Below are 4,884 nucleotides of genomic sequence, written 5' to 3'. Positions count from 1 at the left end.
TTCGTTTACATTGCCGCTATCGCTATTTTGTTGATTTAGCTCAGCCTTCACTATTTTTCAAACAAGCCCTAATGGCTTTCTCGGCGCATTGGGATTTGACCTAAATACTTTCGAGCAATACTTCCCCGCTGCCGCAGATTTCCATGATGTGATCATCGGGTTTGCGGTGGGGCTGCTGTTCATTATGTTGGTATTTCAAATCTTTCGCAACTTCGGCGTTATGCTGGATATGGAGGCGGAAGACCCGCTGAAGATGCTGGGAAAGACCGCCCTTTTTTTCGGGATGATCGTTTATTCCCGTTCTATCATCGACCTGATTCTGGGGCTGATGGCCGACCCCTATGCGATATTCTTAAATGCCGCTTCCACCCCATACCAGTTTGAGTTAAGCACACTGGTGACCGCCATCTTCCACAGCGTTTTTTCCAACCCCTTTATGAATATTGTGGCAGTGATCCTCATGCTGGTAATGGGCTGGCAATTTCTAAAACTGACAGTGGAATGCGTGGAGCGGTATATTGTATTTTATTTTGCCCTCTACTGCGCGCCGGTGGTTTTTGCCACCAGCGCTTTCAAATCCACCGCGCAGATTCTGAAATCATGGTGCCGGCTGGTGGCCTCCCAGGCCATGCTGCTGCTCATCAATATCTGGTCTATCAAACTGTTCCTCAGCTTTATGCCGGTGTTTGAACAGAGCGGCGATCAAATCATTTTTACCTTCCTTATGGGATACGCCTTTCTGAAATTCGCCCAAAAAGCCGATACCCTGCTGCGTATCCTGGGGCTGAATACTGCCAGTACCGGCGATGTGGTGCGTTCTTTGTGCGGTACCATTGCGGGGATTGCCATGACCATCCGCTCAGCGGCCGGTATGGCCTCCGCTGTTGGAAAATATTTCAGCGGCGCAGGCTTCATTGCAGGCAAGAGCAGCGGAACAGCAAGCGGCGTTGACTGCAGCGCAGCAGATGAGATCAGCGGTATGGGCAGCCGAAAGGGCGAAAGCGGAGAGACAAATGCCCCTCCCCCCTTCCAGCGTTCAAGGGCCCGCTGCCGCTGGCGGCATGACCCTTTTGGGGATCACCGCTGCTAAACAAGGCTTTGTCGCCGATGTGATGCGGGCCGCCCGCTCCAGGATGGATGGAGGACCGTTTACGATAGAGGAGCCGCCCGCAGCCGATAACAAAACAGGAGGTGTTGAAGAAAACGGCCAAAAGAAGCCCACAGAGGTACAGGAGGGGAAAATTTCATTGGAACAGGGCGCAGACCATGGAAAAACGGGAGCTGCTGCCGGATTCCGTAATCTGGATGATGAAACGCTGGAGAGGCTGTCCAACCTGGCCCACGGCCTGCCCCATGATAAGTTTGACCCGGAGAAAGGCACCTCTTCCGGCGGCGGATTCCCTGCCTTCACCGGAGAGGACGCCAATCTTATTGGCGCTTCTCAGCTGACCCCTGCCGAGGGTGTAGAGCGTTCCATGCTGAAAAGGGCGGATGGCTCCACCGACACCGTTTACCGCAGGCCGGACACAGGAGAGGCACACATGGTGCAGTTCTCCAGCGTGGACAACGGCGTGATCCAGGGGACCACCTCCCCAATAGATCCAACGACCGGTAAGAACAGAAACGTCGTCCATCTCTACCGGAATGCAGTCGGCCAATCAAATCAGGCGCTTTTCTAAAAACAACCCCGCTAGCCTGGAGGTGTTCCGCAGAGATGGCAGCCGGATCGAGGCGTTTGAAAAATCAAGGCCTGATCCGGAACCTGGCCCTGCCGTAGCGCCGCCAAAGAAAAAATAAAAGGAAGGAACGATACCCTATGAAACGAATCAAGAATCTTTTTGCCCTGTTGTTTGTGATGATGACGCTTTGCTGTGCTGGTGTAACAGCTTTTGCACAGACTGGTGCGGAATCCCCTGTCCCGCCCGCTGCTTACAGCGAGTCGGTCGGGGATGAGGCCGATAAAGCGCCTATCCCGGCATCGCCGGCAGAACCGGAGTTACCGGAGGAATCCCCTGCGCCGTAGCAGGAGACAGCCGCAGCACAATCTGCCGGGGGAAGCCATATTCCCTATTATGTTGGCGCCGGGATGGCTGTGTTGGTGTTTATCGGCGTGATCATCTTCTGCAAAATAAAAGGAAGAAATTAGGAGGCACAGAAAATGAAGTGGATCAGAATGGCAGCTGGCTTGCTTTGCCTGGCAATCTTAGGTGTTGGGCTCTATACAGCACATAGCCGAAAAAGATGGCGGTAACAGGAAAGGCAGCGCAATGGGTGAAAATGGTATTGCTGTTCTAACTAAATTCGTGTATAATAATATTAAAATAACTTTAGAGGAGGCCGGATAGATGCTGATTAAATCTTCTACCACTCTGCGAAATGACTACGACAGCCTGGTAAAGCTGTCCAAAGAGAGCGGCGAGCCTATTTATATCACCCGAAACGGCGAAGGGGAAATGATTTTTCTTTCTATTGAGGACTACGAGAAACGAGAGGCCGAGTTGAAGCTGCTGGAACAGCTGCTCACTGCCGAGAGAAACCGGTTGGCGGGCGCGCCCACCTATACCACCGGTCAGGTGAGGGCTGAACTGGAGGACCTATATGAGCAAGCATAAGGTCCAGCTGCTGACAGAGGCGCGCCTACAGCTGCGGGATATTGCTGCCTATCATCTTCTGAATGTAGGGCCGCAATCCGCCAGAAAGATCACCGACCGCATTTTGGACGCGATTGATAAGCTGGAAGACTTCCCGGAAATGGGTACAAAGCTGCCAGGTAAACGGCTGGACGGCTACCGAATGCTGGTAGTGGGCCGTTACCTCTGCTTTTACCACATTGATGGCAATACCGTTTATGTTAGTCATATTGTCCACAGCAGCACCGATTATATCAAAAAACTGTTTCCCGAAAATCTTTGATAAGGGAAACAAAGGTTAAAACAACCGAATAACAAAATTCATGGAAAAGAGCAGTCCTTTTGGGCTGCTCTTTCCTTTTCCCAACAGATGGAAAGGAGGGAGAGATTTGTCCGAGGAAAACAGAACATCAGATGGATTGGAGCAGTCGCTGGATAGCGGTATCCATACGGGACCCGCCGCAAAGGGCGTTTATGACGCCGCCTCTAATATTGGAACTGCAGCGGCCTCTGCTGCCGGGGCCGGAACCGGCGCTGCTACAGGAGCTGGAGCCGCTGCTGGAACGACGGCCGGTGGTCCTGCTGGCACGGTTTTTGGGACAGTTGCCGGGCTGCTGGCAGGACTATTGGCTAAACCGGTAATCAAGGGAGTGATCGTCATTGCGTTCTTTCTCGTGATGGTCTTTTCCTCCCTTCCAAGTATGTTCTTTGAAGAGCCGGTTGATATGGCCGACAACACCGGCCCGAAAATGGTTTATGGGCAGTTTAAGGACTATGTTCGGGAGGCGTATGAGAAGGACATCCAACACCAAAAGCAAAAAATCGAAGCGGATTTTGAGGCGCGCATTGCCAGCGGGAAGTTTTCCGGCTATGACCATGTGACCTATACCTACACCTTTGACCCTGTAGAGGAAGCGTTTCTCGCAGAAGTACAGGAAGCCTGCGTACTGATTATTGCTATGTTTGAGATTCATACCGATGATTGGCGGGAATCATCCTTTGCGCACTTCAAAAGAGCGGTGGACAGCGTAAATTTCTGGCACGATATTGTCGAGACTGAAAAGCTGTCCGAAACCTCTACCGTCACCTGGTCGGACGGTGATGAGAAGGAACCGGAATCCACCATCCATGTGGAGATGACCTACCGTTTCCATGACAAAGGCGTGGAGCAATTCCGGAATAAGTTTGGTTTGCAGGATGACCGGGAGTATCTCAAAAGTGTGGAGATGTCCTACAACACCCTAATTTACTTTGGGGAGTTCGCTGACCTGCCTATGGGCGGCATTACCGGCGGTGCCTCCGGCGCTTATCCCGGCGGCGGAACCCATAACACGATCCGCGATACATTGGCCGGGCAGGATAACCAGGAATTTTTCGGTGGCCCTGCGGGGATGCCGATTCGCGATTATCGCAGCATCACCAGCGAATTTGGCCCCCGCAATTACGCCCCCGATCCGATCCACACCAGCATGGATTTCGCTGCGGATGCGGGGACGCCTGTTTACGCGGCGATGGATGGCGTTGTGCTGCTGAAACTCACCAATATGCGTACCTTCGGCCACCACATTGTGATCGACCACGGCGGCGAAATCACCACCATGCATGCCCATCTGTCCTCCTTTGGAGCCTTCCAGGAAGGGGAGAAGGTACAGCGCGGCCAAGTGATCGGCTATGTGGGAGGCACTAGCACTGGATTGAGCACAGGGCCTCATCTCCATTTTGAGTATCAGATAAACGGATCTGTCCACAATCCCAGGCTGATCCTGCCTATGTAAGAAAGGAGCCCCTTATGAAATTTGCAGACCTGCATTCCCTGTTTGAAGCTCCGCCGGAGGTGCTGACACCCGGTGAGGTCAGCCGCCTCATTCGTGCCAGCGAATCGTATCTCTACCGTCTGATCGCGGAAGAGAGGCTGCCCTGTTTCCGTATAGGCGTTCACTACCGCATTCTCAAACGGGATGTGGTTCGGTGTTTGGAGGAGGAGACCTATATAGACCGCCATACCCACCCGCCCCCGTAAATATCATCTCTGATACTAATCGCCGGCTAAAATCCGGCGATACGCACGCTGCGCGTGCTGGCGTCGCTTCACGCCGCCCCGTCTCATTGAAAAACCAATTTTATAAGGATTTTTCTGATTTTAATTGGTTTTTCGTATAAATCGAAAGGAGTGCTGCCTAGACGGTGTCGTCAATAAAGAAGGAGCCAAATAGCAATACAACGTATTTGGACAGCAGCAGCGAAAGAAGCGGCA

At 52.6% G+C, this 4,884-nt stretch carries 7 protein-coding genes; all 7 read left to right on the top strand.

The window, feature by feature from the left end:
• Window positions 1–88 precede the first annotated feature (88 nt).
• The gene (locus D5269_RS16825) at window positions 89–1,090 is read left to right on the top strand and encodes a conjugal transfer protein TrbL family protein (protein WP_147408045.1); all 1,002 of its coding nucleotides are present in this window, start codon (window positions 89–91) and stop codon (window positions 1,088–1,090) included.
• Window positions 1,062–1,679: a hypothetical protein gene (locus tag D5269_RS16820; protein ID WP_166545234.1), complete on the top strand. Its 618-nt coding sequence runs from the start codon at window positions 1,062–1,064 to the stop codon at window positions 1,677–1,679. Before D5269_RS16825 ends, D5269_RS16820 begins: the two co-directional genes overlap by 29 nt.
• A 137-nt stretch (window positions 1,680–1,816) precedes the next feature.
• Window positions 1,817–2,023, top strand: coding sequence for a hypothetical protein (locus D5269_RS16815; protein ID WP_120487070.1), 207 nt, complete (start codon window positions 1,817–1,819; stop codon window positions 2,021–2,023).
• A gap of 322 nt (window positions 2,024–2,345) precedes the next feature.
• Window positions 2,346–2,612: a type II toxin-antitoxin system Phd/YefM family antitoxin gene (locus D5269_RS16810; protein WP_016316018.1), complete on the top strand. Its 267-nt coding sequence runs from the start codon at window positions 2,346–2,348 to the stop codon at window positions 2,610–2,612.
• Window positions 2,599–2,913: a type II toxin-antitoxin system RelE/ParE family toxin gene (locus D5269_RS16805; RefSeq protein ID WP_016316019.1), complete on the top strand. Its 315-nt coding sequence runs from the start codon at window positions 2,599–2,601 to the stop codon at window positions 2,911–2,913. The genes D5269_RS16810 and D5269_RS16805 overlap by 14 nt, the downstream gene beginning before the upstream one ends.
• A 106-nt stretch (window positions 2,914–3,019) precedes the next feature.
• Window positions 3,020–4,405, top strand: a complete 1,386-nt coding sequence (locus D5269_RS16800) for a M23 family metallopeptidase (protein WP_120487071.1) — start codon at window positions 3,020–3,022, stop codon at window positions 4,403–4,405.
• A gap of 14 nt (window positions 4,406–4,419) precedes the next feature.
• Window positions 4,420–4,650, top strand: a complete 231-nt coding sequence (locus D5269_RS16795; protein ID WP_016316021.1) for a helix-turn-helix domain-containing protein — start codon at window positions 4,420–4,422, stop codon at window positions 4,648–4,650.
• Window positions 4,651–4,884: the final 234 nt, after the last annotated feature.

The sequence above is a fragment of the Anaerotruncus sp. 1XD42-93 genome, from assembly GCF_009917605.1.
In the GTDB taxonomy this organism is placed as follows: domain Bacteria; phylum Bacillota; class Clostridia; order Oscillospirales; family Ruminococcaceae; genus Anaerotruncus.
The sequence above is the reverse complement of the archived record's forward strand: the minus strand, read 5'-3'. Positions and strand labels throughout refer to the sequence as shown.

Bases quoted from the DNA above. Each gene is read 5' to 3' on its own strand.
- D5269_RS16820 (WP_166545234.1), top strand. From the start codon at position 1,062: ATGACCCTTTTGGGGATCACCGCTGCTAAACAAGGCTTTGTCGCCGAT.
- D5269_RS16815 (WP_120487070.1), top strand. From the start codon at position 1,817: ATGAAACGAATCAAGAATCTTTTTGCCCTGTTGTTTGTGATGATGACG.
- D5269_RS16810 (WP_016316018.1), top strand. From the start codon at position 2,346: ATGCTGATTAAATCTTCTACCACTCTGCGAAATGACTACGACAGCCTG.
- D5269_RS16805 (WP_016316019.1), top strand. From the start codon at position 2,599: ATGAGCAAGCATAAGGTCCAGCTGCTGACAGAGGCGCGCCTACAGCTG.
- D5269_RS16795 (WP_016316021.1), top strand. From the start codon at position 4,420: ATGAAATTTGCAGACCTGCATTCCCTGTTTGAAGCTCCGCCGGAGGTG.